The organism is Microbacterium sp. (assembly GCF_035687345.1).
In the GTDB taxonomy this organism is placed as follows: Bacteria; Actinomycetota; Actinomycetes; order Actinomycetales; family Microbacteriaceae; genus Microbacterium.
On sequence record NZ_DASRXZ010000048.1, the window covers coordinates 1 to 23,613 of the forward strand.

Annotated in this window: 23 protein-coding genes, 1 other RNA gene and 1 pseudogene; 16 read left to right on the forward strand and 9 right to left on the reverse strand. The window is 70.7% G+C overall.

Annotated elements, in window-relative coordinates:
* Positions 1-102: 102 nt before the first annotated feature.
* The 5 genes from VFF97_RS05725 to VFF97_RS05745 are packed head-to-tail and all read left to right on the forward strand — an operon-like array spanning position 103 to position 2,594.
* On the forward strand, positions 103-1,026 hold the full coding sequence (locus VFF97_RS05725) for a type II secretion system F family protein (protein WP_325032528.1): 924 nt from the start codon (positions 103-105) through the stop codon (positions 1,024-1,026).
* A gap of 18 nt (positions 1,027-1,044) precedes the next feature.
* The gene (locus VFF97_RS05730) at positions 1,045-1,236 is read left to right on the forward strand and encodes a hypothetical protein (RefSeq protein ID WP_325032529.1); all 192 of its coding nucleotides are present in this window, start codon (positions 1,045-1,047) and stop codon (positions 1,234-1,236) included.
* Between the two features lie 2 nt (positions 1,237-1,238).
* Entirely contained in the window at positions 1,239-1,685 is a 447-nt protein-coding gene (locus tag VFF97_RS05735) for a TadE family protein (RefSeq protein WP_325032530.1), read from the forward strand.
* Positions 1,660-2,148, forward strand: a complete 489-nt coding sequence (locus VFF97_RS05740) for a TadE family protein (protein WP_325032531.1) — start codon at positions 1,660-1,662, stop codon at positions 2,146-2,148. The genes VFF97_RS05735 and VFF97_RS05740 overlap by 26 nt, the downstream gene beginning before the upstream one ends.
* Positions 2,149-2,153: 5 nt before the next feature.
* Positions 2,154-2,594 (forward strand): pilus assembly protein TadG-related protein, encoded by a 441-nt coding sequence (locus tag VFF97_RS05745; protein ID WP_325032550.1) that lies wholly within the window; start codon positions 2,154-2,156, stop codon positions 2,592-2,594.
* On the opposite strand, the gene VFF97_RS05750 is transcribed toward VFF97_RS05745, so the two are convergent.
* Together VFF97_RS05750 and VFF97_RS05755 are read right to left on the reverse strand one after the other, a co-directional pair.
* Positions 2,527-3,636 (reverse strand): saccharopine dehydrogenase family protein, encoded by a 1,110-nt coding sequence (locus VFF97_RS05750; protein ID WP_325032532.1) that lies wholly within the window; start codon positions 3,634-3,636, stop codon positions 2,527-2,529. The genes VFF97_RS05745 and VFF97_RS05750 overlap by 68 nt on opposite strands.
* An 11-nt stretch (positions 3,637-3,647) precedes the next feature.
* Complete coding sequence (locus VFF97_RS05755; protein ID WP_325032533.1) at positions 3,648-5,105, reverse strand: MFS transporter; 1,458 nt, start codon at positions 5,103-5,105, stop codon at positions 3,648-3,650.
* 89 nt (positions 5,106-5,194) lie between these two features.
* On the opposite strand from VFF97_RS05755, the gene VFF97_RS05760 reads away from it, so the two are divergent.
* Both VFF97_RS05760 and VFF97_RS05765 read left to right on the forward strand, forming a co-directional pair.
* Positions 5,195-5,584, forward strand: a complete 390-nt coding sequence (locus tag VFF97_RS05760) for an antibiotic biosynthesis monooxygenase family protein (RefSeq protein WP_325032534.1) — start codon at positions 5,195-5,197, stop codon at positions 5,582-5,584.
* A gap of 77 nt (positions 5,585-5,661) precedes the next feature.
* Positions 5,662-6,258, forward strand: coding sequence for a TetR/AcrR family transcriptional regulator (locus VFF97_RS05765; protein WP_325032535.1), 597 nt, complete (start codon positions 5,662-5,664; stop codon positions 6,256-6,258).
* 30 nt (positions 6,259-6,288) lie between these two features.
* Here VFF97_RS05765 and VFF97_RS05770 read toward each other — a convergent pair whose 3' ends face one another.
* Positions 6,289-6,603 carry a hypothetical protein gene (locus VFF97_RS05770; RefSeq protein ID WP_325032536.1) on the reverse strand — a complete coding sequence of 105 codons (315 nt, stop codon included), beginning with the start codon at positions 6,601-6,603 and terminating at the stop codon, positions 6,289-6,291.
* A 211-nt stretch (positions 6,604-6,814) separates the two neighbouring features.
* On the reverse strand, positions 6,815-10,672 hold the full coding sequence (locus VFF97_RS05775; protein ID WP_325032537.1) for a S8 family serine peptidase: 3,858 nt from the start codon (positions 10,670-10,672) through the stop codon (positions 6,815-6,817).
* Positions 10,673-10,812: 140 nt separating this feature from the next.
* On the opposite strand from VFF97_RS05775, the gene VFF97_RS05780 reads away from it, so the two are divergent.
* Entirely contained in the window at positions 10,813-11,772 is a 960-nt protein-coding gene (locus tag VFF97_RS05780) for a helix-turn-helix domain-containing protein (RefSeq protein WP_325032538.1), read from the forward strand.
* A gap of 9 nt (positions 11,773-11,781) precedes the next feature.
* Here the strand turns inward: VFF97_RS05780 and VFF97_RS05785 are convergent, their stop codons facing one another.
* Entirely contained in the window at positions 11,782-13,092 is a 1,311-nt protein-coding gene (locus tag VFF97_RS05785; RefSeq protein WP_325032539.1) for an MFS transporter, read from the reverse strand.
* Positions 13,093-13,112: 20 nt separating this feature from the next.
* Here VFF97_RS05785 and prfB point away from each other — a divergent pair, with 20 nt between their 5' ends.
* The 4 genes from prfB to smpB all read left to right on the forward strand — a co-directional run bounded on the left by prfB (position 13,113) and on the right by smpB (position 16,908).
* A complete protein-coding gene (prfB, locus tag VFF97_RS05790; RefSeq protein WP_325032540.1) occupies positions 13,113-14,225 on the forward strand; it encodes a peptide chain release factor 2 in 1,113 nt (370 codons plus the stop codon).
* 92 nt (positions 14,226-14,317) lie between these two features.
* Positions 14,318-15,448 (forward strand): cell division ATP-binding protein FtsE, encoded by a 1,131-nt coding sequence (gene ftsE, locus VFF97_RS05795; protein WP_325032541.1) that lies wholly within the window; start codon positions 14,318-14,320, stop codon positions 15,446-15,448.
* Positions 15,445-16,359 carry a permease-like cell division protein FtsX gene (gene ftsX, locus VFF97_RS05800; RefSeq protein ID WP_325032542.1) on the forward strand — a complete coding sequence of 305 codons (915 nt, stop codon included), beginning with the start codon at positions 15,445-15,447 and terminating at the stop codon, positions 16,357-16,359. The genes ftsE and ftsX overlap by 4 nt, the downstream gene beginning before the upstream one ends.
* A 72-nt stretch (positions 16,360-16,431) precedes the next feature.
* Complete coding sequence (gene smpB / locus VFF97_RS05805; protein ID WP_325032543.1) at positions 16,432-16,908, forward strand: SsrA-binding protein SmpB; 477 nt, start codon at positions 16,432-16,434, stop codon at positions 16,906-16,908.
* Positions 16,909-16,938: 30 nt separating this feature from the next.
* On the opposite strand, the gene VFF97_RS05810 is transcribed toward smpB, so the two are convergent.
* On the reverse strand, positions 16,939-17,613 hold the full coding sequence (locus VFF97_RS05810) for an SIMPL domain-containing protein (protein ID WP_325032544.1): 675 nt from the start codon (positions 17,611-17,613) through the stop codon (positions 16,939-16,941).
* A gap of 29 nt (positions 17,614-17,642) precedes the next feature.
* A complete protein-coding gene (locus VFF97_RS05815; RefSeq protein WP_325032545.1) occupies positions 17,643-18,269 on the reverse strand; it encodes a hypothetical protein in 627 nt (208 codons plus the stop codon).
* A gap of 149 nt (positions 18,270-18,418) precedes the next feature.
* On the opposite strand from VFF97_RS05815, the gene VFF97_RS05820 reads away from it, so the two are divergent.
* The 3 genes from VFF97_RS05820 to VFF97_RS05830 are packed head-to-tail and all read left to right on the forward strand — an operon-like array spanning position 18,419 to position 21,374.
* Positions 18,419-18,925: an SRPBCC family protein gene (locus VFF97_RS05820; protein ID WP_325032546.1), complete on the forward strand. Its 507-nt coding sequence runs from the start codon at positions 18,419-18,421 to the stop codon at positions 18,923-18,925.
* Positions 18,922-20,412, forward strand: coding sequence for an NAD(P)/FAD-dependent oxidoreductase (locus VFF97_RS05825; RefSeq protein ID WP_325032547.1), 1,491 nt, complete (start codon positions 18,922-18,924; stop codon positions 20,410-20,412). The genes VFF97_RS05820 and VFF97_RS05825 overlap by 4 nt, the downstream gene beginning before the upstream one ends.
* Entirely contained in the window at positions 20,409-21,374 is a 966-nt protein-coding gene (locus tag VFF97_RS05830) for an SDR family NAD(P)-dependent oxidoreductase (protein ID WP_325032548.1), read from the forward strand. Before VFF97_RS05825 ends, VFF97_RS05830 begins: the two co-directional genes overlap by 4 nt.
* On the opposite strand, the gene VFF97_RS05835 is transcribed toward VFF97_RS05830, so the two are convergent.
* Positions 21,365-21,883: a DUF2231 domain-containing protein gene (locus VFF97_RS05835; protein ID WP_325032549.1), complete on the reverse strand. Its 519-nt coding sequence runs from the start codon at positions 21,881-21,883 to the stop codon at positions 21,365-21,367. The genes VFF97_RS05830 and VFF97_RS05835 overlap by 10 nt on opposite strands.
* A 198-nt stretch (positions 21,884-22,081) precedes the next feature.
* Between VFF97_RS05835 and ssrA the strand changes: the two genes are divergently transcribed.
* Positions 22,082-22,452, forward strand: a transfer-messenger RNA (tmRNA) gene (gene ssrA, locus VFF97_RS05840).
* 499 nt (positions 22,453-22,951) lie between these two features.
* Here ssrA and VFF97_RS05845 read toward each other — a convergent pair.
* Positions 22,952-23,479, reverse strand: a pseudogene (locus tag VFF97_RS05845) (dihydrofolate reductase family protein); the annotation flags it as partial.
* Between the last annotated feature and the right edge of the window lie 134 nt (positions 23,480-23,613).

Sequence of the window (23,613 nt, forward strand, 5' to 3'; positions counted from 1 at the left end):
CGAGGGCGTCGCGCTCATCCTCGGCGGTGCGATCGTGTCGGTCGTCGCGTATCGCCTCATGATCCGCCTCGGGCGCCTCCCCGAGCCGAGGCGGTGGTTCTCGTGAACGTCCTTGCGACCGACCTCGCGCTCGCCATCGTACTCGGCGGAGCGTTCGGGCTGGGCGTATGCCTCCTTCTCGCGCTTGTGCCGCGGTGGGGCGCGCCGTCCCTCACGCGCCGCATCGCGCCATACCTGCGCGACGTCACCGACCCTCGGGGGCTGGCGTTCACGCCCGAGCCGTTCGGCCTCCGCGCGCTCCTGCGCGAGGAGCGCGACCGTTGGGTGTCTCGTGTCGGCGGATCGGCGTCGATCGAGCGCCGCTTGCGCCAGGCGGCCCGAGAGACGGATGCCGCGGGCTTCCGCGGTCGCCAGCTCACGTGGGCCGTGGTCGGCGTCGCTGCCGGGGGAGCGCTCGTCGTCGCGCTCGTGCTGCTCGGAACGGCGGCACCGGCAGCTGCACTGATTCCGCCGTTGTTCGGCCTTATCGCCGCGATCGGATACGACCAGCTGCTGTCGTTCGCGGCGCGGAAGAGGGTCGAACGCATTCAGGACGAGCTGCCCACGCTGCTCGAGTTCCTTGCGCTCTGCCTGTCGGCCGGTGAGGGCATCTTCGAGGCGATCCGCCGCGTCGCGGGCACCGGCGCGGGGGAGTTGAGCGCCGAATTGCGCACGGTCGTCGTCGCCGTCGGCACCGGCTCGTCGCTCACCGATGCACTGAACCGGCTGTCGCGCGACCTCGAGCTTCCGGCGCTCACGCGGTCGGTCGATCAGCTCATCGCCGCGATCGAACGCGGCGCGCCTCTCGCAGATGTCCTTCATGCGCAGGCGCTCGACGCGCGCGAGGACGCCAAGCGCACCCTCATCGAACAGGCGGGCCGCAAGGAGATCTACATGCTCGTGCCGCTCGTTTTCCTCATCCTCCCGCTGAGCGTCCTGTTCGCGGTGTTCCCGGGGATCTTCATGCTTCGCCTCGGAATCGGCTAGGTCGAAAGGAGACCACTCATGATCCGGAGTCTCATCTCACGCGCGGCGGCTCGCCTGCGTGTCGTCGTCGACGACGAACGCGGCGACGTGCCCGGCTGGGTGCTGATCACGCTGATGACGGCCGGTTTGGTCGTCGCGATCTGGATGCTGGCGGGCCCGGCCCTCGCCGGACTGTTCGAGCAGGCGATCGAGCGCGTCTCCGGCTTCTGAGCATGGCCGACGTACGCGCGAGCCGACGCCGAGCGTTCGCGGCGCTCGTCGACCGAGTGGGTAGGCGCCTCGACCTCGATGACCGCGGCGCAAGCCCGGTCGAGTTCGTGCTCGTCGGCACGTTGCTCACCGTCGTCACGCTCGCCGTGCTGCAGTGCGGCCTCGCGGTGTACGTGCGGAACGTCGTGCACGACGCCGCCGTCGACGGCGCATTCCACGCGGCGCTCGCCGACACATCGCTTCGCGACGGCGTGGATCGCACACGCGAGATCGTGACCCGGACGGTCGGCGCCGAGTTCGCCGACGACATCGCGGCGCACGAGACCGACCGGTTCGGGCATCCCACGGTCGAGCTCACCGTGCGAACGACTCTTCCCCTCATCGGGCTTCTCGGTGCACCACGGATGCTGGAGGTGACCGCACATGCACCCGTCGAGTCCTTCGACTGAGGTCACGGCGACCGAAGTCCCGCCCGACGATCCCGAGCGCGGGTCCGCCCCGCTCGAGTTCATCCTCGTGGGTCTCCTGATGCTCGTGCCCCTCGTGTACCTCGTCGTCGCGCTCGGTCTCATCCAGTCGCAGGCGCTCGGCGCGGAAGCCGGGGCGCGACACCTCGCCCGTGCCGTCGCCACGGCCGGTGACACCGCCGATGCCGACCATCGAGCGGAGCGCGTCCTCGATTCCGTCGTGGCCGAGTACGGGCTCGATCGCTCGACCGTGGTCGTCGACGTCGAGTGTCTTCCGGCCGGGGGTGCGTGCCCTCGGGCGGGCGTGATGTTGCACGTGACGATCGCCGGTCGGGTGAGCCTCCCGCTCGTACCTCCCGTGCTGGGTCTCGACCGGATCGCGAGCATCCCGATCGAGGCGACGGCGGTGCAGAAGGTGTCCCGCACGTGGGGTGATGGCACGTGAGAGGCATCTGTCAGTTGGTCGCCCGCGTGCGCGCCGTGGCCGCGAACGACGACGAGGGCAGCGTCCTTCCGCTCACGCTCGGGTACGGCGTGCTCGCGCTCGTACTCGTTCTGGTCTGCGCCGACGCGACGAGCCTCTACCTCGCGCAGAAGCGACTCGACGGTCTGGCGGATGCCGCGGCGCTCGCGGGCGCCGATGGCTTCGTGTTCGACGTGGTCGACGGCGCTCCGGTCGCGAGCCTCACACCCGCAGGAGTGCGCTCACAGGCGGAAGCCGTCGTCGCCGACGTCGGGACGACGGCCGTCCTCGTCGATGCCGGCACTCCCGACGGGGTGTCGGCGCGCGTGACGGTGGCGGACACGTGGCATCCGCCGATTCTCACGCTGTTCGTGCCGGACGGCGTTCCGCTCGAATCGACCGCGACGAGTCGCACGGCGTTGCGCTGAGCCCATCGAAGACAATCCCATCGTTCTCGAGCTCAGCGAGCTCGCTGAGCAGCGCGGGCAGCTGATCGAGGTGCCAGACCCCTGCCGGCGCACCGCCGCGAGCGACGTGCCGCGCCGCGAGGGCCGCGACCAACCCGGTCGCCCGGCTCTGGCTCCGGCCGCGCACCCAACAGGTCGCGCGCCGGCCGAAGTGTTCGGCCTCCGCGAGCACGACGAAGTCCTCGCCGCCGATCGGCAGACGCCCGCTCGCGCCCGTGAGGGCGGCGCGCCCGGCACGGCTCCTGAGCATGCGCCGGCCGAGCCGCGAGCGCCCGAAGCTGAAGAGCAGCCGCGTCAGCACGCGCGAGTCCAGGCAGAGGCGCGTCGTGACGCTCGGCACACCCAGTGTCCGTCGGAGCGAGACTTGGTCGGCGAACGGCATGTCGTGGGCGGTTCGCCGCCCGATGCCGGGCACGTCGACGCGTCGGGCGCTGCGGTGCGCCGCATCCGGTTCGAGGATCCCGTCGATCGTCCAGCGCACCGCCTCGGCACCGTGCTCCTCGCGTGCTCCGACCATCACCGTGAGGTCGACGGCCTCAGCGTGCCCGCCGAGAGCCGAGACCGCCTGTCGCGCGAGCACGTTCGTGAGACCGGGCGCGACGCCGACACTCAAGACGATGCTCGCACCACGCTTCCGCGCGCTCGGCGCGAGCGCCTCGACGTTCGAGATCTGCTCGGCCGAGGCGGTCACATCGACGACGGACACGCCCTCCTCGATGCACACAGCGTGGAAGGAGCCGTCCGGCACGTCCACGCACAGCACGACCACGCTCGGTCGCCAGCGGCGGAGGACGTCCCGAACGTTCTCGGGGTCGGTGACATCCACGCGCACCGCGGTGTGCGGGCCCTGCTGCGACGGATGCCGCGAGCCCACCAGCACGCTGAGCCGGGGATCGCCCGCGAGGCGCTCCGCCGCGATCGACCCGACGCGACCCGATCCGCCCACCACGAGGATCGGCTGCGCCTCGCCTTCGGCCCGGCCCTGCGGGGACGCCTCGATCATGGATGCTCCGTTCAATGCAGCGGCCCCTCGGGCAGCGCGCTCGAGTCGATGCGACCCGGTGCGATGAAGATCAGCGACACGACAGCCGCTGCGAGCGCGGCGATCGCGAGCGCGCCGAATCCGCGGCCGAAGGCGCCCGCGTCGAGCAGCGGTGCCGATGCGGCGCCGATGACGGATGCCACGGCGGCCACGCCGAACGCACCTCCGATCTCGTGGCCGGTGTTGACGATGCCCGACGCGAGTCCCGCCTCGTGCACGTCGACGCGCGCGAGGGAGCTCGCGGTCGCGGTGAGGAACGCCGGCCCGAGCCCGAACGACACGAGCACCAGTCCCGCGATGAGGGGGTACCAGAGCGTGGAGGAGCCGTCGAGCTGTGTCAGCACGAGCCCGCCCGCGGCGGTGATCGCGAACGCCACCGCCGCCACGAGGCGCACCGAGAATCGGGCGAGCGCGCGCGACGCGAGGTGCGCCGAGATCACCGTTGCGATCGCCGACGGCAGGAACGCGAGACCCGCCTGGAACGGATCGAGCCCGACCACCTGCTGCAGGTACATCGACGCGAGGAAGAACATCGACAGCATCGCTGCGCTCGCGAGCAGCATGAGCGCGAGCCCGGTCACGACCGGTCGCTGACGCAGCACGCCGAGCGGCATGAGGGGCGCCGGATGCCGCCGCTCCTGCATGACGAAGAGCACGAGCGCGAGGAACGCGACGCCGAGCCCCAGGGCGGTCGACCACCCCGCGGCGAGGCCCTCCGCGTCATCGCCGGCCCCGAGTCCCCCCAGCGCCACGACGAGCGCGGCCGCGAAGACCGTCGCGAGCACGCCGCCCACGACGTCGATCCGCCCTCCGATTCCGCGTGACGCCGGCAGCATCCGCCAAAGCAGCGGGATGAGCGCGAGGCCGATCGGAACGTTGACGAGGAAGATCCATCGCCAGCCGGGACCCGACGCGAGCAATCCGCTCGCCATGAGGCCGACCGCGAAGCCGGATGCCCCGATACCTGCCCACACGCCGAGGGCGCGAGTGCGCGCAGCTCCGGTGAACAGCGCAGAGACCGAAGCGAGCGCCGCCGGGGAGATGAGCGCGGCGCCGACGCCCTGTACGGCGCGGCCCGCGATGAGCAGACCGCCATCGGGCGCCAGGCCGCACAGCGCCGAGCTGATCGTGAAGACGGCCAGGCCGCTCACGAGCAGTCGCCGCCGACCCAGGACGTCCGCGAGCCGGCCGCCGAGCAGCATGAGGCCGCCGAACGCGACGGCGTACGCCGTGATGACCCATGTCAGGGCACCCGTGTCGAGACCGAGATCGCGGCCGATCGAAGGAAGCGCGATGTTCGCGGCGGTCACATCGAGCACGAGCATGAACTGCGCGATGCACAGCAACGCGAGGACGACCCAGTCACGGGTCGTCGGGACGGCCGGGGGAGCGTCAGGCGGCGGGTGACCGGCCGGTCTGTGGGTGCTCACGGGGGACCTCCTCAGGTGTGGCTTGCCATGAACAAGCGTTCACGATACGCTCGTGAACGTCGATTCACAACCCCGATGGGAGAAAGACCATGACGACGCTCACCTTCATCGCCTCGTACCGCGTGCACGACGGGGACCTCGACGCCGTGCGCTCGCTCGCAGCCGAGTACGCCGACCTCGTCGAGCGTGATGAGCCGCGGTGCATCAGCCTCCGGCTCCACTTCACCGAGGACGGATCGCGATTCGTCCACCTGGCGGAGATGCGCGACTCCGATGCGATGGAGTCGCATCTCGCGCTCGTGGCCCCGTTCATCGAGGGCTCGGCGGACGACCTCGTCGCGGAGCAGCTCATCGTGATCGGCGAGCCCGGTCCGCGACTTCAGGGCGCGCTCGAGCGCAACGCCGCCGGTGGCACCACCATCGCGGTGTTCGAGCGGCCCGGGTTCGGGTTCGATCGCATCCCGGCGCTCGCCGGCTGAGCGTGCGATCGGTCGCGGGTCGGGGCGGCGCTAGCCTGTCTACGACATGGATCAGCTCACACGGACAGGTCGGCGTCGTGCCCGCCCCGCGCTCGACTGAGGCGACGTCGCGCCTGCGCTCCGAGCTGCTCGGGCATGCACGCACGCTCGTGCGCCGGGACGGACCGGCGGCTCTCACGATGCGCGCGCTCGCGCAGGAGGCGGACTGCGCGGTCGGGCTCCCGTACAAGGTCTTCGCCGACCGGGAAGAGATCGTGATCGAGCTCATCAAGCTCGAACTCGACGACCTCGTGGCGCAGTTCGACGAGTGGCTCGCCGAGAGCGAGCAGCACTCCGTCTCCGCGAACCTCGACCGCTACGCGACGACCCTGCTCGACTCGCCGACGGCGGCATTGGTGCACGCGGAGCTCATGAGTGCGCGTGTCGTCGACGACCGTCTCGCCGCGGCCACGCGCGACTCCGCGTTCATCGCATCCCTTCACACCGCCGTGCCCGATTACCTGCGGCTCGAGCAGCGGCGCGGACGCGTGCGGACGGACGTCGACGCGGAGGCGTTCGGATTCCTCATCACGGGTGCCATCCACAACCTCATCGCCGCAGGGTCGGTGTATCCGCGTCCCAGCCGTGCCGAGCTCTCCGCGATCCTCGAGCACATCGCACAGACGATCACCTGACATCTCGCGCCGCCGCACGGCTGCGCCGCTTCACCGAGAGCGCGCGACCGGACCGGATTCACGCGGCGGCTGCTTGCGCAGCTCCCACGGCATCGGCGCCCCCGATCGCATGCCCGGGCCGTGCGAGCGCACGTACGCCATGTGGATGCGCTGCGCCGCCTCGCGCAGCGTCGTCGCCCAGCCGATGACCTCGCCGCGCCACACCGCGCGATAGCGGACCTCTTGCCCGTTCATGACGCGCCGGATCTCGATCGTGCCGTACTCGGTGCCGTCGGGGGCGATCATGCGCCACGTGCCCGTCGGACCCTCGACCGCAGCGAGAACAGGATGCCAATCGCTGACCAACCGGAGTTCCCCCTTCTCCGGCCGATGACACCAGGATAAGGCGCGACCACCGACACGACAGGAGGGGTCGCCCGCGCGGTCGAAACCCGCACGCGCGGTGGTCGCGAAAGGCCGCGGATGCAGGAAACCGCCGCGCGAGCGCGTAGGCGTGCCTGCACGCGCGGGAGGGGTCGTCCGCCGCAGCGGGCGACCCCTCCCTGGTCGATGCGCGTCAGCCGCGAGGACCGCCGCCGGCACCCTTCGCCGGAGCGACCTGCAGCGCCTTCACGATCTCCTGCGAGAACGTGCCGCCCGCGGCATCCGTCGCCGTCACCCGCAGGTCGAGCCAACCGCCCGCGTCGGCGACCGGAAGCTGCGCCGCGAACGCCCGCACGAACGAGCGACCCTCGACGAAGATGCCGCCCGCGTGTTCGACGGCGCCGGTCGGGGCATCCGTCTTCGCGTCCTTCAGAGCCACGGGCGTCCACGCGCCGTCCACGCCGCGCACCTCGAGGGTCGCCGACTCCACCGCCGCGGCGCCGTCGGCACCCGCGACGTGCCCGACCTCGAGGGTGAGCGCGACGGGTGCGCCCTTGCGGCGACCCTCGCCCGCGAGGTTCGTGTCGCCCATCTCGACGTCGTAGTACGCCTGGAGCATCGGCAGCGGCTTCTGCTCGTGGTCGTCGAAAGACCCGGTCGAGCGGAACGTCCACTCCGTCGTCGTCGCCGTCGAGCCCGCCAGGTGCGAACCGTCGTGAGTCGCGGTGTTGACCACGCGGAACTCCGACTCGCCGTCGGGCAGACCCCACACGTTCGCGCCCTGGAACGGACCGGAGCCGGCCAGCTCGCCGTTCACATACACCTCGGTGAACTGCTCGATGCCCGAAAGGCCCGAGAACACGTCGAACGTGCCCGTGTGCGCAGGATCGCCGCCGTCGGCCCACGACGGCAGGTTGATCTGCGCGCCGTCGCCCGCACGGTGGGGCACCCAGTAGCCGGGACCGACGTACGGACGCACGACCCCGCCGAAGTACTCGACCTCGGCGCGCTGACCGGGCTTGTACGCACGCTGGATGTCGCGGATCTGCCACCCGATCGACGAGATCGTCGCGTCCTGGTACCACCGGAGCTGGTCGGTGTTGACCCAGTCGGTGCGCTCGAGCCCGCGCGACGTGCGCATCGCATATCCGCTGCCGTGCTCGACGTTCGGCGCGAAGTCGTAGCGGAACTCGCCGACCTCCTCGGGCTGACCGAAGAACGTCGTGTCGATGCGCGCGAGCTTGCCGGGCTTGTAAGCCAGGTTGCCGGGGATCTCGCCGTCGCTGAAGCGGGCGATGTCCCACACCTCGTCGGCGATCGCGATGCCCGTGGCCTTCACGTTCACCTTCTTCTTGCCCGCGATCTCGTCGAGGAGCGCGCGCCCCTCGACGCCGCTGATGCCCGCGACAGGAAGCGCGATCTCGGTGCCCTCCCACGGGTCGCCGACCCACTCGCTGAGCTCGCCGTCGGCGTCGTTCGCGACGATGAGCATCGCCGCGCCCGCCGCCGCCGCGTTCGCCGCGCGATCCCACGGTGCAACCGCGTCGGAGCGGGTGACGACCGCCACCTTGCCCTCGACGTCGACGGCTGCGAAGTCCTCGACGCTTCCGGTGCCGGCGTCGACCGCGACCCCCTTCAGCGAGCCGTCGAGCAACTGGGCCCCGGCCTGCGGGATCACATCGAGCGCGGTCTTGCCCGCCGTCACCGAAAGCATCGGGCGCTGCAGACGCCAGCGTGTGGTGAAGCTGAAGTCGGACTCCGTCGTGAGCGGCTGCGCCCACAGCTCGTCGACCCACACCGGCATGAGCGAACTGCCGGCGAAGCCGTCCGACGTGTAGTCCACGCGGCGGAACGTCGGCTGCAGGTCCTTCACACCGACGTCGACCGTGATCTGCTTCGCCGTGCGCGCGTCGAGCGCGACGGTGCGGTCCTGGTCGAGCACGACGGCGGGATCGCCCACGAGCACCGAAGCCACGGTGTCGGGCGCGCGGTCCACCTCGAGGAACGACATGACCGAGTACGTGCCGCCGGGCAGCCGCAGCTCGGCGGTGCCGTCGACAGTGATCGGTGCGAAGCCGCCGGTCTCGCCGTTCCACAGCCACGCGGTGGTCGCCACGGGCTCGCCCGCGAAGTCCGTCGCGTTGATCGTGAGGTCGTAGCGCTCCGCCTCGATGATCGCGCCGAGCGCCGTGCGCGCGACCGACTCGTCGCCGATCGATGCGACGAGTTCGCCCGACAGCTGCGTGCCCGCGGGGATCGTCGCCGGGTCGACCGTGAGCGTCACGGAACGGGTCTCACCCGCGGGGATCGTCAGCTCGTCGGCGTCCATCGTGAGGGCGTCGAACGGCGCCTCGACCGACAGCGGCCCGGGGCCGACCCCACCGCCGCCCGACGCGGGCGTCGTGTCTGCGAGCGTCGCGGCGAGGGTGACGGTCACCTCGGCATCCGTCGTGTTGCGGTACTCGACCGTGCGTGAGACGGGCTCGGGCGCCTCGCCCCACGACAGCATGCCGAAGTCGCCCGAACCCGACGCGATCACGGGCGCGTCGAGCGCCGCGTCGACGTCGAGCACGCCGGTGCCGCCCTGGTAGGGAGTGAGGTCGACGTCGACGGCCGAGCTCATGAGAGCGGCCTTCAGCTGGTCGGCCGTGTACTCCGGATGCCGCTGCTTGACGATCGCCGCCGCACCGGCGACGTGCGGCGTCGCCATCGACGTGCCGCTCATCGAGATGTATGGGCCCTCGCCGGCGCTGTCGGACGAGCGCGCCGCCGTCACGTCGTTGCCGGGGCCGACCATGTCGGGCTTGAGCGCGCCCGAGCGGAAGAGCGGCCCCTGGCTCGAGAACCACGAGAGGTAGCCGGTCGGGTCGTCGACCGATCCGATCGTGAGCGCCGACTCCGCCGCGCCGGGCGAGCCGATCGTCTCGGGCATCGACGAGTTTCCGGCGGCGACGACGAACAGTGCGCCGGTCTCCTCCGAGATCCGGTTGAGCGACTCCGCCATGAGGTCGGTGCCGTCGGAGCCCTCCTGCGACCCGAGGCTCATCGAGACGATGGGCGCGTTCTGCGCGGCCCACTCCATGCCCGCGATGATCCACGAGTCCTGGCCGTATCCGTCGTTGCCGAGCACCTTGCCGACGAGCAGCTTCGCGCCGCCCGCGACGCCGCGGTGCTGCCCGTCGCTCGCGGCACCCGAACCGGCGATCGTCGAGGCGACGTGCGTGCCGTGGCCGTGCGGGTCTTCGGCGACGTCCTGCCCCGGGACGAAGCTCGCGGCATCCGCCACGACGCCCGCGAGGTCGGGGTGCGTGTCGTCGTAGCCCGTGTCGAGCACTGCGACCGTGACGCCGTCACCCGTATAGCCGGCCGCCCACGCCTCGGGTGCGTCGACGTACGGGACGCTCGAGTCGAGGGTCGCCTGCACCTTGCCGTCGAGGTGGATCGCGGCGACGCCGCCGCCGAACGCCGCGCCGTCATCGCCGAACACGCGAGCCGCGGGCGCCGACGTGAGCGCGTCCCACAGCGACGCCGACTCCTCGTGCGACACGGTCCCGGCAGCGCCCGAGACGCTCGGGAGCGGCAGCGTGAGCTCGACTCCGGGCAGCGGCGCCGAACGGCGCGCGGCGCCCGCCTGCTCGACGATGACCGGGGTGGCGTCGACGGATGCGTCGTCGTACCCGTACTCGATGAGCTTCGTCACGTTGAACAGGTCGCCGTCGAGCGCGCCCGATGCGAGGTACGGCTCGGCCTCGGTCGGGATCACGTGCAGGTCGCCGTCGGCTTCGAACGTGCGGATGCCGGCACCCGGGTCGGCGGTGTCGATCTCGACGGCGGACTGACCGTCGGCGAGCTCGGTCACCGTCACACGGTCTCCCGTGAGCAGTGTGACGGTGACCGAACCCGGGGAGCCCGGTGCGAGGCAGGGGGAGGCGTCGGCCGGGACGGCTGCGGCGGGAACGGCGGCGCCGACCGTCGCGATGCCGATCGCGAGGCAGCTCGTGGCTGCGGCGACCGGTCGCAGGTGACGCGCGAACGAATGTGGTCGTGACAAGTGAACCTCCGGGGGATCGGGGAGATGTCACGAACTTCTCACGCGCGCCGCCTAAGGTGGTGGCGGAGAAATGCCATGGCCTGCTTTCGCCAGGCACGACGCGGATCGGCGCACGGAGCCGCCGCGAGGGAGCGGCGCTCATGCTGGATGCACTCGGGCTCGACGAGGCCGACACCGACGTCTACCGAGCGGTGCTCGAACGGTCGTCGGCGTCCGCCGACGAGATCGCCGCCGAGATGGGTTACTCGCTCCCGCGCGTGCGCTCGATCTTCGCGAAGCTCGAGAAGCTCGGTCTCCTCGCGCGCCAGGGTGCCGAGTCGGCGCGGGTCGTCGCCTCTCCGCCCGCGATGGCGCTGCGGCCCCTGCTGCTCGAGCAGGAGCGCGGGCTCACGCGGGCGCACGAGGCGCTCGCCGAGCTGAGCGACGTGTACCGTCGGGCAGCCGACCAGCGCACCGCGGCCGATGTCGTCGACGTCGTGATCGGCGACGACGCCGTGCGGCAGAGGATCGCGCAATTGCAGGCGGCCTCCGAGCGCGAAGTCCGAGCGCTCGTGCTGAGCGATGTCGCCCTCCTCACGGCGGAGGAGAACATCGAGGAGGAGCGCGCGCTCATGCGCGGCGTGCGCTACCGCGTCATCGTCGAGAGCGGCGTGCTCGAGCGCCCGGGGTTCCTCGAGCTCGCACGCGAGAGCGCCCTGGTCGGCGAGGAGATCCGCGTGCTGCCGAGGCTTCCCACGCGCATGTTCATCGCGGACGACACGATGGCCCTCCTGCCGATGCGCGCGCAGGGCCCCGACCGGGCTTTCGGCGCCCTGCTCATCCATCCGAGCGGTCTGCTCGACCTCGTCGTGGCGATCTTCGAGGAGTACTGGCGCGCCGCGACGGAGTTCCTCGCGCAGGACGAGGCGTCCACGAGCGCCGACGTCGACCGCGATCTCCTCAAGCTGCTTCTGCTCGGATTGACGGATGCCGCCGCCGCCGCGCAGCTCGGAATCTCGGTCCGCACGGTGCAGCGCCGCATCGCGGACCTCATGTCGCGCGCGAACGTGACCACCCGGATCCAGCTCGGGGCGGAGGCCGTCCGCCGGTCGTGGATCTGAGGCGTCCGCCTACCGGACCCGCGGAACGAACCGCGGCACCCACCGCACGAACCCGTACGCGCCGACGAGCCCGATCACGCCCATGGCCCCCGTCGCGATCGACAGCGACGTCGCGGCGGCGATGCCCGACACGAGCAGCGGCGCGAGCGCGCCGCCCGCATCGGTGAGCGTGCGCCACGAGCCCAGGAACGGCGCGGGGTCGGCCGGTGGCGCGACATCCGCTCCCAGCGTCAGCAGGATGCCGCTCGACAGCCCGTTCCCGACGCCCAGGACCGCCCCGAACATCGCGAACCACATCGCCGCCGAGTCGAGGTCGTGCGTGAAGGCCAGCGCGAGGAACCCCGCGCCCATGAGCACCATCGCCGGAAGGGCCGCCCACAGGCGGCCGAAGCGGTCCATCACCTGGCCGCTCGCGTAGAAGAGGGCGAAGTCGATGGCACCCGCGACGCCCACCACGAGCGCGATCGTCTGAGCGTCGAGTCCGAGTGACACGCCCCACAGCGGCAGCACCACCTGCCGCGCGGAGCGCACGGCCGACAGCGATGCCGCCGCCAGCCCCAGCCGTGACAGAACGTTCCGGTGCCGCCACATCGTGCGGAACACCCCGACACGATCCGCCGTCGGGATCGAACCCGTCACCGCCTCGCCCGTGTCCTCGCTGATCGTGTCGTCCGCTGCCGTGCGCGTCTCGGGTTGCGGTGCGGGAGGTGCCGCATCCGTCATCAGGGATGTCTCGGGATCGCGCCCGAACGTCACGAGGAGCCCGGTCGCCAGCAGGCACACGCCGAAGAACCAGATCGCCGCGTGGGGGTCGCCGAACACGGCGAGCAGGCCCGCCGCGATGAACGGCCCCACGAAGACGCCGAGGCGGTAGCTTCCGCCGAGCAGCGACAGCGATCGCGCGCGGAACGACAGCGGCACGCGCGTCGTCATGAACGAGTGGCGCGCGAGTCCGAACGCGGCGGCGCTGAATCCGATGAGCAGGACGGATGCCGCGAACACCCCGAGCACGGGTGCGAGCGCCATCGCCACGATGCCGATGAGCGAGACGCCCGCGGCGATCACCATGGTGAGACGCTCGCCGATGCGCGCGACCGCCCAGCCCGCGGGAAGGTTGCCGATGAGCTGGCCGACGACGAGGGCGGATGCCACGAGCGCCGCGACCGGGACGCTCGCGCCGAGCTCGGCCGCGATGACCGGGATGAGCGGGAGCACCGCACCCTGACCGATCCCGTAGAGGAGCGTCGGGCCGTAGATCATCGGGGCGAACCGCCACAGGAGCTTGCGTGCATCGTCTGCTGGGCGTTCGGTCACGACCATCCACGTTAGTCTGGAGTGTCATGCTCGAATTCGATCCGTCCGACGACATCCAGGCCCTGCGCTCCACGTTCGCCGACATCAAGGCGGTGGTCGACGTGCCCGCGCTCGAGGCCGAGATCGCGCGGCTCAGCGAGCAGGCCGGCGCGCCCGATCTGTGGGACGACGTCGAGAAGGCGCAGAAGATCACGAGCGCGCTCAGCCACCGGCAATCCGAGCTCAAGCGCATCACCGACGTCGAGCGGCGGCTCGACGACCTCGACGTGCTCGTCGAGCTCGCGAACGAGATGGAGGACGAGGACGCCGCCGAAGAGGCGCGTCGCGAGATCGCCGAGCTGGAGGACATCGTCGGCCAGCTCGAGGTGCAGACGCTCCTCGACGGCGAGTACGACGACCGCGCCGCCGTCGTCACGATCCGTTCGGGCGCGGGCGGCGACGACGCGACCGACTTCGCCGAGATGCTCCTGCGCATGTACCTGCGCTGGGCCGAGCGCCACAAGTACCCCGTCAAGGTCATGGACACGTCCTACGCCGAGGGCGCGGGCATCAAGTCCGCGACGTTCGAGGTCGACGCGCCCTACGCGTACGGCACGCTCTCGGTCGAGGCCGGCACGCACCGCCTCGCGCGCATCAGCCCGTTCGGCTCGGCCGACAAGCGCCAGACGTCGTTCGCCGCCGTCGAGGTCATCCCCGTGATGGAGGAGGCGCAGGAGGTCGACATCCCCGAGAGCGACATCCGCGTCGACGTGTTCCGCTCGTCGGGCCCCGGTGGGCAGTCCGTGAACACGACCGACTCGGCCGTGCGCATCACGCACATCCCGACCGGCATCGTCGTGTCGATGCAGAACGAGAAGTCGCAGATCCAGAACCGCGCGGCCGCCATGCGCGTGCTGCAGACGCGCCTCCTGCTGCTCAAGCGCGAAGAAGAGGCGGCCAAGAAGAAGGAGCTCGCCGGCACCATCACCGCGAGCTGGGGCGACCAGATGCGCTCGTACTTCCTCTATGGCCAGCAGCTCGTGAAGGACCTGCGCACCGGCTACGAGGTCGGCAACCCCGCGATGGTCTTCGACGGAGACCTCGACGGCTTCATCTCGGCCGGCATCCGCTGGCGCAAGCGCAAGTCCGAAGAGGACTGACGCCGACTCCCGATCGTCGGGATGAGACGGATGCCGCCCCGGCGGGTGTCGCTGGGCGACCGCTCGGCGTGCGCGCTTAGGCTCGTTAGGCCATGATCCGGTTCGAAAACGTCACGAAGCGCTATCGCGGCACGTCGAAGCCCGCCTTGAACAAGGTCGACTTCGAAGTGCAGCGCGGGGAGTTCGTGTTCCTCGTCGGCGCTTCGGGCTCGGGCAAGTCCTCGTGCCTGCGCCTGATCCTGCGTGAAGAGACTCCGAGCGACGGCCGCGTCGTCGTGCTCGGCCGAGACCTGCGGACGCTGTCGAACCGCAAGGTGCCGTACTTCCGGCGCCACATCGGCGCCGTGTTCCAGGATTTCCGCCTGCTTCCGAACAAGACCGTCTTCCAGAACGTCGCGTTCACCCTGCAGGTCATCGGGTCGTCGCGCGGCTTCATCCACCAGGCCGTGCCCGAGGTGCTCGCGCTCGTGGGCCTGTCCGGCAAGGAGAAGCGGTTTCCGCACGAGCTGTCGGGCGGTGAGCAGCAGCGCGTCGCGATCGCCCGTGCGCTCGCGAACCGGCCGCAGGTGCTGCTCGCCGACGAGCCGACGGGCAACCTCGACCCGGCGACCTCGGTCGACATCATGCAGCTGCTCGCGCGCATCAACGACGGCGGCACGACGGTCGTGATGGCGACGCACGAGGCGGGATTCGTCGACCAGATGCAGCGCCGCGTGATCGAGCTTCGCGACGGCGAGATGGTGCGCGACGAGCGTCACGGCGGGTACGGCGACACGTCGAGCCTGCCGAGCCTCGCGCCCGTGCCCGAGCGGGGCGCCGCCGCCGTCGCCGCGCTCACCGCGGTGCTCGAACTCCAGCGCGAGATCAACGAGAGCGGAGTGGTCGACCTCGAGCCCGCCGCCGAGGCGGCCGCGACCGCCGCTGCGGAGGCCGCGGCACCCGAGATCCTCACGCCCGAGCCGGAGCTCGAGCCCGAGATCGAGGCTGAGCCGGTCGTCGACGCGGAGGGGGCGGCATCCGTCTCGTCTCGCGGTCGGCCGGCGACCCCTCCTGAGGCCGAAACGGTCCAAGAAGAGACGGATGCGGCATCCGCCCCTGCTCCGCGCACCGCGCCCGTGCCGGTCGCCGACATCCCCGAGGTCGAGGTCGCCGAGCTCGGGCTGGCCGACCGCCTCGGCCTCGCGGATGCCGAGAACGACGAGGAAGTGGGTCCCACGACGTGAGGGTCGGACTCGTCATCACGGAGGCGCTGACCGGCCTCCGCCGCAACGCCTCGATGGTCATCTCGGTCGTGCTCGTCACGTTCGTGTCGCTCACGTTCGTCGGCACGGCGATCCTCATGCAGATGCAGATCGGCACGATGCGCGACTACTGGGTCGACCGTGCGCAGGTCGCGGTGTACATGTGCACGTCGATCTCGCAGGCGACCACGTGCGTCGACGGCGCCGCCGGCGAGGAGCAGATCGCCTCCGTGCGCGAGAAGCTCGAAGGGCCGGCGCTCTCACCCCTGATCCGCGAGATGCGGTTCCTCGACCACGAGCAGGCGTACCGGGAGCTGCTCGACCTCGTCGGCGAGGACAATGCGAGCGTGCTCACACCCGAGCAGGTCAACGAGACCTTCCGCATCACGCTCGTCGATCCCACGCAGTCTGACGTCATCGTCGAGGCGTTCCGCGGCGAACCCGGCGTCGAAGAGGTGCAGGACCAGCTGCAGTACCTCGACCCGCTCTTCTCGGCCCTCACGGTCGCCACGTACATCGCGGTCGGCATCGCGGCGCTCATGCTGATCGCGGCGGTGCTGCTGATCGCCACGACGATCCGCCTCTCGGCGTACGCGCGAAGGCGCGAGATCGGCATCATGCGACTCGTCGGCGCCTCGAACGGCTTCATCCAATCGCCGTTCGTGCTCGAAGGCGTGTTCGCGGCGCTGTTCGGCTCGGTGCTCGCAAGCGCCGCGGTGCTCGCCGGCGTGCGGTTCGGTGTCGAGGACTATCTGCGCGGGCGCATCGAGTTCGTCACGACGTGGGTGGGACTGTCGGATGCCTGGCTCGTCGTTCCCGTCCTCATCCTGATCGGGGTGGTGCTGGCCGCGTTCTCGGCGGGCTTCGCGATCCGGCGCTGGCTGCGCGCCTGACCGGACCCGCACGTCGGCTAGACTGACACGCTGCCGCGCGCCCGGTGCGGCACTCGATCGAGGAGTCAAGTCATGCCCAAGGAACGCGGTGAGAAGGTCATCGCGACCAACCGTCGCGCGCGGCACGACTACACCATCGAGAAGACGTACGAGGCGGGCCTCGTGCTGACCGGCACCGAGGTCAAGTCGCTGCGCCAGGGTCGCGCGAACATCAACGACGGTTATGCCTACATCGACGGCGGCGAGGCGTACCTCGACGCGGTGCACATCCCCGAGTACGCCCAGGGCCACTGGACCAACCACGCCGCCAAGCGCACGCGCAAGCTCCTGTTGCACAAGGACGAGATCATCAAGCTCTCGCACGAGGTGTCGGCGGGCGGCTACACCCTCGTCCCGCTCAAGCTCTACTTCTCCGACGGCCGCGCGAAGGTCGAGATCGGCGTCGCGAAGGGCAAGCGCGAGTACGAGAAGCGCCAGACGATCCGCGAGCGCGAAGACAAGCGCGAGGCCGAGCGCGCGATGCGCACGCGCAACCGCCTGGGCGAGTGACGCGCGGGCGAAGGATCCGCTTCGACGGAATCAGCGTGCGCTGAACCGCGCCTCGATCGCCGCCGTCACCACGATGTCCTCCGGCTGGAGGCTGACGGCCGGGGCGCCTCCGCCGGCGTCTGCCGCCGTGAACGCGGCGCGCGCCATGAGCGGACCCTTCGCCATCGGCTGCGACTCCTCACGCGCGAGCAGTCCGACGTCCGCGATCTGCAACGGCGACACTGTCCCGAGGCCCAGCGCCGACGCGTACGCCGTCGCGCGCGCGACGGCGACGTGCACGGCTTCGGCGGCGGTGTCGCGTTCGACGGCGGCGCGGGTCTCGGGTGTGAGCTGCCATTCGATCCAGCCGAGCTGGACGCCTTCGCGCTCGGCCACCTCGCCTGCCCACCACGAGAGGGCGGTGAAGTCGCGGAAGGTCGCGGTGAAGTCGACGGATGCGTGGTGCACCGGCGCGAGGCGGCGGCCCTCCGGATGCCACGGTCGCTCCGACCACACCGACACGCGCTGGCTCGTCCACTCCTCGACGGTGCCGTCCGCCTTGCGCGAGGCGAGGTCGTCGCGCACGGGTTCGCTCAGGGCCGCCATGCGCTCGACGACGGCGCCGCGCTCGGGGCCCTCCGCGCGCACGGTCAGGTGCGCGACGGCGCGCTCGGGCTGCAGGCGTGTCTCGTGCTCACCGCGCACCGAGATCGTGACTTCGCTCATGGACGAGAGCCTACGCGGCGAGGGGCGTGTCAGCGGGGTTCGTCGGGGGAGGTGATGTAGTCGAGGTACTCGGGTTCGGCGGCCCACCGCACGTCGAAGGGCGTGAACAGGAAGGCGCCGCCCGGGCCGCTCGTCCGGCTCGTGAAGAGGGTCGAGCCCGTGGCATCCGTCTCGCTCCTCGTCCACCCGGTCTCCTCGAGGTGGAGCATCGCGCTCACGGCGTTGTAGGAGTCGATGCGCGCCCATGCGAGGTCGATGACGTTGTCGGTGGGGACCTCGGGGCCGACACCCCACCGGCACACGATGTAACCCTCGGGCGCACCGCCGGGGAAGTCGTCGAAGGGACGCGCGCCGATCGGCTCGTCGACCGTGCTCCACGAGATCCAGCCGTTGGAGCGGGCGAGTGCCTGGAACTCCTGGGTCGACGTGTTCTCGCACGTCGCCGCGGCGGGGGTCGGAGCGGTCGTCGGCGTGGGCGACGGAGTGGAGGTCTGCGTGGCGGTCGGGGTGGGCGATGTCGTGCGTGCCGGTGTCGCCGTGGGCGTCGCAGTCGGCGTCGGCGCCGGACGGGGGACGGCGAACACGAGGATCAGCACAAGCGCGGCCACGACGGCGACGGCGCCGCCGGCGATCGTCCAGAGGCGGGTGGTCGTCACCGATCGAGCGTAGCCTTGCGGATGCCGCGCCCACCGCCGCGGCGCGCGGGTGGCACACCACCCGTATCCGCGCAACCCCCGACCCGCGGTCGCACGACGTGTTCTAGCGTCGGTCGCAGAGGAACGCACGAGTTCGATCGGGAGGCACGATGTCTCGCAACGTGAGGGAGCTGCGCTGCACACCTGAGGACGTGTTCCGCGTGCTCGGCGACGGCTGGCTCTACCCGTCGTGGGTCGTCGGCGCATCGCGCATGCGCGAGGTCGAGGAGGCGTGGCCGCAGCAGGGCGCCGAGCTGCACCACTCGGTGGGCGTGTGGCCCCTGCTCATCAACGACAAGACGGTCGTCGAGCAGTGCGATCCGCCGCGCCGCATGGTCCTTCGCGCCCACGGTTGGCCGCTCGGCGAGGCGCGCGTGACGATCGACATCAAGCCGCGCGGCGAGAGGTGCGTCGTGCGGATCCAAGAGGAGCCGATCGCGGGACCGGGAATGCTCGTGCCCGCGCCGATCATGGATCTCCTCCTGCACTGGCGCAATGATGAGACCCTGCACCGCCTCGCCTATCTGGCGGAGGGCATGGGTCAGCGCAGCTCCGAGCAGAGCACGGGAGAGCGTGAGATGCAGGCGAACGGAGAGAAGGGGCCGAAGACGGGGTGAGCATCGCGGCGCGCCGCGGATCGACGGAGTTCGACGCGGTCGTGGTGGGCGCGGGTCCGAACGGACTCGCGGCGGCGGTCACGCTCGCGCGCGCCGGGCTCCGCGTGCGGGTGTTCGAAGCGGCCGACCAGGCCGGCGGCGGCGCGTCGACGCGCGAGCTCACGCTGCCGGGCTTCCTGCACGACGTGTGCTCGGCGGTGCATCCGCTCGCGTTCGAATCCCGCTTCTTCCGCGAGTTCGGCCTTCGCCGGCGTGTGGAGTTCGCGATCCCGGAGGTCTCCTTCGCGCATCCGCTCGACGGCGGACGGGCGGGCATCGCGTTCCGCGACCTCGAGCGGACGGCCCAGGCTCTCGGCGTCGACGGCCGTGCGTATGCCGGACTGCTGCGTCCACTCGTCGAGCGCTCGACGCGCGTGGCGGACTTCACCGGGTCCTCGCTCCTGCGGATCCCGCCCGACCCGGTGACGGCGATCGCGTTCGGGCTCCGATCGCTCGAGCAGGGCACTCCCATGTGGAATGCGCGCTTCCGCGAAGACGCGGCTCCGGCGATGCTCGTCGGCGTCGCCGCGCACACGATCCTGCAGCTCCCGAGCCTCGCGGCCGCGGGCGCCGGACTCGCCCTCACGACCTACGCCCACGCGGGCGGCTGGCCGATCCCGATCGGCGGAAGCCAGTCGATCATCGACGCGATGGTCGACGACCTCCGCGCGCACGGGGGAGACGTCGTGCTGGAGCATCCGGTCACATCGCTCGCAGAACTGCCGAGCGCGCACGCGACGCTCCTCGACGTCACGCCGCGCGCGCTCGTGCGCCTCGCGGGCGATGCGATGCCCGTCGGCTATCGCCGTGCGCTCGAGCGCTTCCGCTACGGCGGAGGCGTCGCGAAGGTCGACTTCGCCCTGAGCGAGCCCGTTCCATGGGCCGACCCCGATGTGCGGCGGGCGGGGACGGTCCACGTCGGAGGCACACGGGCCGAGGTCGCGGATGCCGAGAACGAGGTCAACCGCGGGCGCCTGCCCGATCGCCCGTACGTGCTCGTGTCGCAGCCGTCGCTGTTCGACCCGGGTCGTGCGCCCGACGGCAAGCACACGCTGTGGGCGTACACGCACGTTCCGGCCGGCAGCACCGCCGACCGGCAGGAGGCGGTGATCCGGCAGATCGAGCGCTTCGCGCCGGGCTTCCGCGACACGATCCTCGCCGCGAGCTCGCGCACCGCGGTCGACGTCGAGCGGCACAACCCGAACTATCCCGGCGGCGACATCTCGGCCGGAGCCCCCACGCTGTGGCAGATGGTGCGCCGGCCGGTGCTCAGCACCGACCCATGGCGCACGCCGATCCCCGGGGTCTACCTCGCGTCGGCATCCGCCGTTCCCGGACCCGGTGTGCACGGTCTTCCGGGTTGGTACGCGGCGCGCAGCGCGCTCCGGCACGAGTTCGGCACGCGTGCGCTGCCCGACCTCTCGCCGCGGACAGGAGGCTCGTCATGAGCGAAGGGCCCGTCGTCGTCATCACAGGTGCGTCGAGTGGCATCGGACGCGCCACCGCGCAGGAGCACGCGCGACGCGGCGCCCGGCTGGTGCTTGCTGCGCGCAACGAGGACTCGCTCGAGACGGTCGCCGAGGAGTGCCGGGCTCTCGGCGCCGAGGTGCGGGTGATCCCGACGGATGTCTCGCAGCAATCCGACGTGCATGCGCTCGCGGTGGGCGCCGTGGCGGAGTTCGGGCGCATCGACGTGTGGGTGGGCAACGCCGGCGTCTTCGCATACGGCTCGTTCGAGCAACTCTCCGAGGCCGTGTTCCGGCAGGTCATCGAGACCAACCTCATGGGCCAGGTGCACGGCGCGCGGGCGGTGCTGCCGTACTTCCGGCGGCAGGGCTCGGGCACGCTCGTGCTCGTCGGGTCGCTGTACTCGCGCGTGAGCTCGCCGATGATCTCGCCGTACGTGGCGAGCAAGTTCGGCGTGCTCGGGTTCGCGGAGTCGCTCAGGCAGGAGCTGCGTGGGAGCGGCATCCGGGTTCGCGTCGTCCTGCCCGCGACCGTCGACACGCCTATCTACCAGAACGCCGCCAACGTGACCGGCCGGCACGTGCATCCGCTTCCGCCGGCCAGCTCTCCCCGGCGCGTCGCACGGGCGATCGTGCGGGCACCGGACACGCGGCGCACCGTCCGATTCGTGGGACGGGTCCAGACCGTGGCGCTCCTACCGCACCGGATGGCCCCGGGGGTCTACGACACCGCGGTGAGGCTCTCCAAGGAGCGGGTCGAACTGCGGGGGACGGATGCGGATCTGACGGTCGGCACCGTATTCGAGCCGCCGTCCGCGGCCGGCGGGGTCACCGGCGGATGGAGATCCGTCGGCGCGAGGATCGGCGCGGCCGCCGCGGTGTCGGCGATCGTCGCGCTGCTCGTCGCGGGCGGTCGGCTCGTCTCGCGCGCGGGTCAGCGGTAGCCCTCCAGCTGCGTGCGCTCGTCGGCGACGCGCACCCCGTAGCGATAGGCGAGCTTGCCGCCCAGCCACCCCGAGACGCCGAGCGCCGCGAGGGCGACGATGCTCAGGATGAACCCGACGATGCTCACCTCGTCGTCGTCCGAGTTGAGCCGCACGATGAGATTGATCAGGAATACCACCACGACGCCCAGATTGAGCGACATGTGGATCAGCGCGGTGCGGTGTGCGGCGCTGCCGCGGGGGAGCTGCAGGAAGTCGAGGAACCCCCAGATCGCCGCGAGCACCGCGCCGATGATGCCGATGAGGATGAGGATCCACGCGGCGGTCACGTACGGAGTGGGGTCCTCCGCCGCGAAGCCGATGATGTCGAACACGAGGCTCGCGACCCACACCCCGATCGGGATCGTCACGAGGATCGGATGGAACGGATGCCCGTACGGGCCGGCCAGCGGTGTGCGAGGCTGCTTCGCCCGCTGCTGGGGCGTGTTCTGCGGAGCTGACTGCGTCATGAGTCCAGTCGAGCACCCGCCGCGACATGGGGCACAGGGTATTGACAGGGCGGCCGGATGCGCTCATGTGAGCGGGAATGGCGCGGGTGCGGCATCCGTTGTATCCTGTGATGCTCGGATGCCCCGGCATCGAGCCTTGACAACTCCACAGTGTGACAGCGGCCGCTCCATCAGGAGCACACCCTGACTCCAGGGCACGGGGATGATCGGTTTCGACATCGCCTGTGAATCTGCGTGAAGCGGGCCGAGGATGCAGGGTTATCTCGTGAACGCCCCCTGCAAACCAATAACTGCCGAACAGAAGCAGTCTGACTTCGCCCTCGCTGCCTGAGCAGCGAGCCCGAGTCCGTCAGTCCGTGATTGATCCCGTCACGGTTCCTGGCGTCATCTAGGGATCTTGCTGCGTGACGACGCCTGAGCGTCACGCGGGACTCTCATCAGGCTGGGCTCGTCGACTTAGGTGTCTGTGACAAAGGTCGGAGCCGAGCAGAACGCCTTCACAGACTGCGCCCGGAGAAGCCGCAGGCTCTCAGCGATGGACGGGGGTTCGATTCCCCCCATCTCCACCAGCCGTTGTCACAGGAGTTTCGGGCCCGAGGTCCGCGTATTGCGCGGATCTCGGGTCCGTCTTGTTCGTATGGCGGATGCCGCGTGGCGGCGGCTGCCCGCGGGCATGTCCTTCCCCGCGTTCGTTGAGCGAGCGAAGCGAGACGCAACGCGGCCGGTCGTTGAGCGCAGCGGCCTTGCGGGGCCGACTGCCGATTCAGAAGATGGGCGCCTCACAGGCGGCGAGGAACGCCGTTCGGCGCCTCAGGAGTCCCGGTACACGGTGGCGCGCGAGACTCCGAACAGACCAGCGATCTCCGGCTTGCCCGGTCGTTGCGGTCGAGCTTTGTAACGACGAGCGTGTCGCCTTCGCGTACCGAGCTGAACTCTCTCCGACCACCTCGCCCTCTGCACGGCGCGCCGGGCAGGCGCGCTCACGATCCACAAAACGCTCAGCGGACGAAGGGACACCGTGCCTGTAGGCATCCGACTCTGCTTCCGCCTCCGAGCCCACCCTTGTGGTCAGTGGCGCACTCGGTAGCGAAGGTGCAGCACGCGGTCGCCCTGCACGATCAGGTCGGGGTCGTCCAGGAGGTACTGCGAGTCGACATTGCCGAAGTATCGCTTGCCGGACCCGAGTACGACAGGCGCGACATCCATGCGCACCTCATCGACGAAGCCCGCGGCGAGCACCTGAGCGCCGACATCGCCGGCAGCGACCTCGACGGTGCGGTCGCCTGCGAGCTCCCGCGCCCTGGTCACGGCCGCCTCGATACCGCCGACGAAGTGAAACGGCGCGCTCGGGTCCCACCCATCGGGTGCCGGCCGGTGCGTCACGACGACGACGTGGTCGATCCCGCTCGGAGGCTCGCCGTCCCACCCGTCCGTGATGTCGAAGCTGTGGCGACCGGCGATGGTGACGCCGATCTCGTCCCAGTAGGGCCGGATGTGGTCGTAGGACGCTCGTGACACGTTGAGTACGCCGCTGTCATCCAACGGCACGTCACCGCTGACCAACCATTCGAACAGCGGACCGGGATCGTGGGACTGCTGAAGGTCTTGGTGACTCTTCGTGTTAGGCCGCGGACGCGGCCTGTGTGGTCATGATGGCTTCGAACTCGACGGGCGTCAACTTGCCGAGGATGCGCTGCCGGCGGCGCCGGTGATAGGTCCGTTCGATCCAG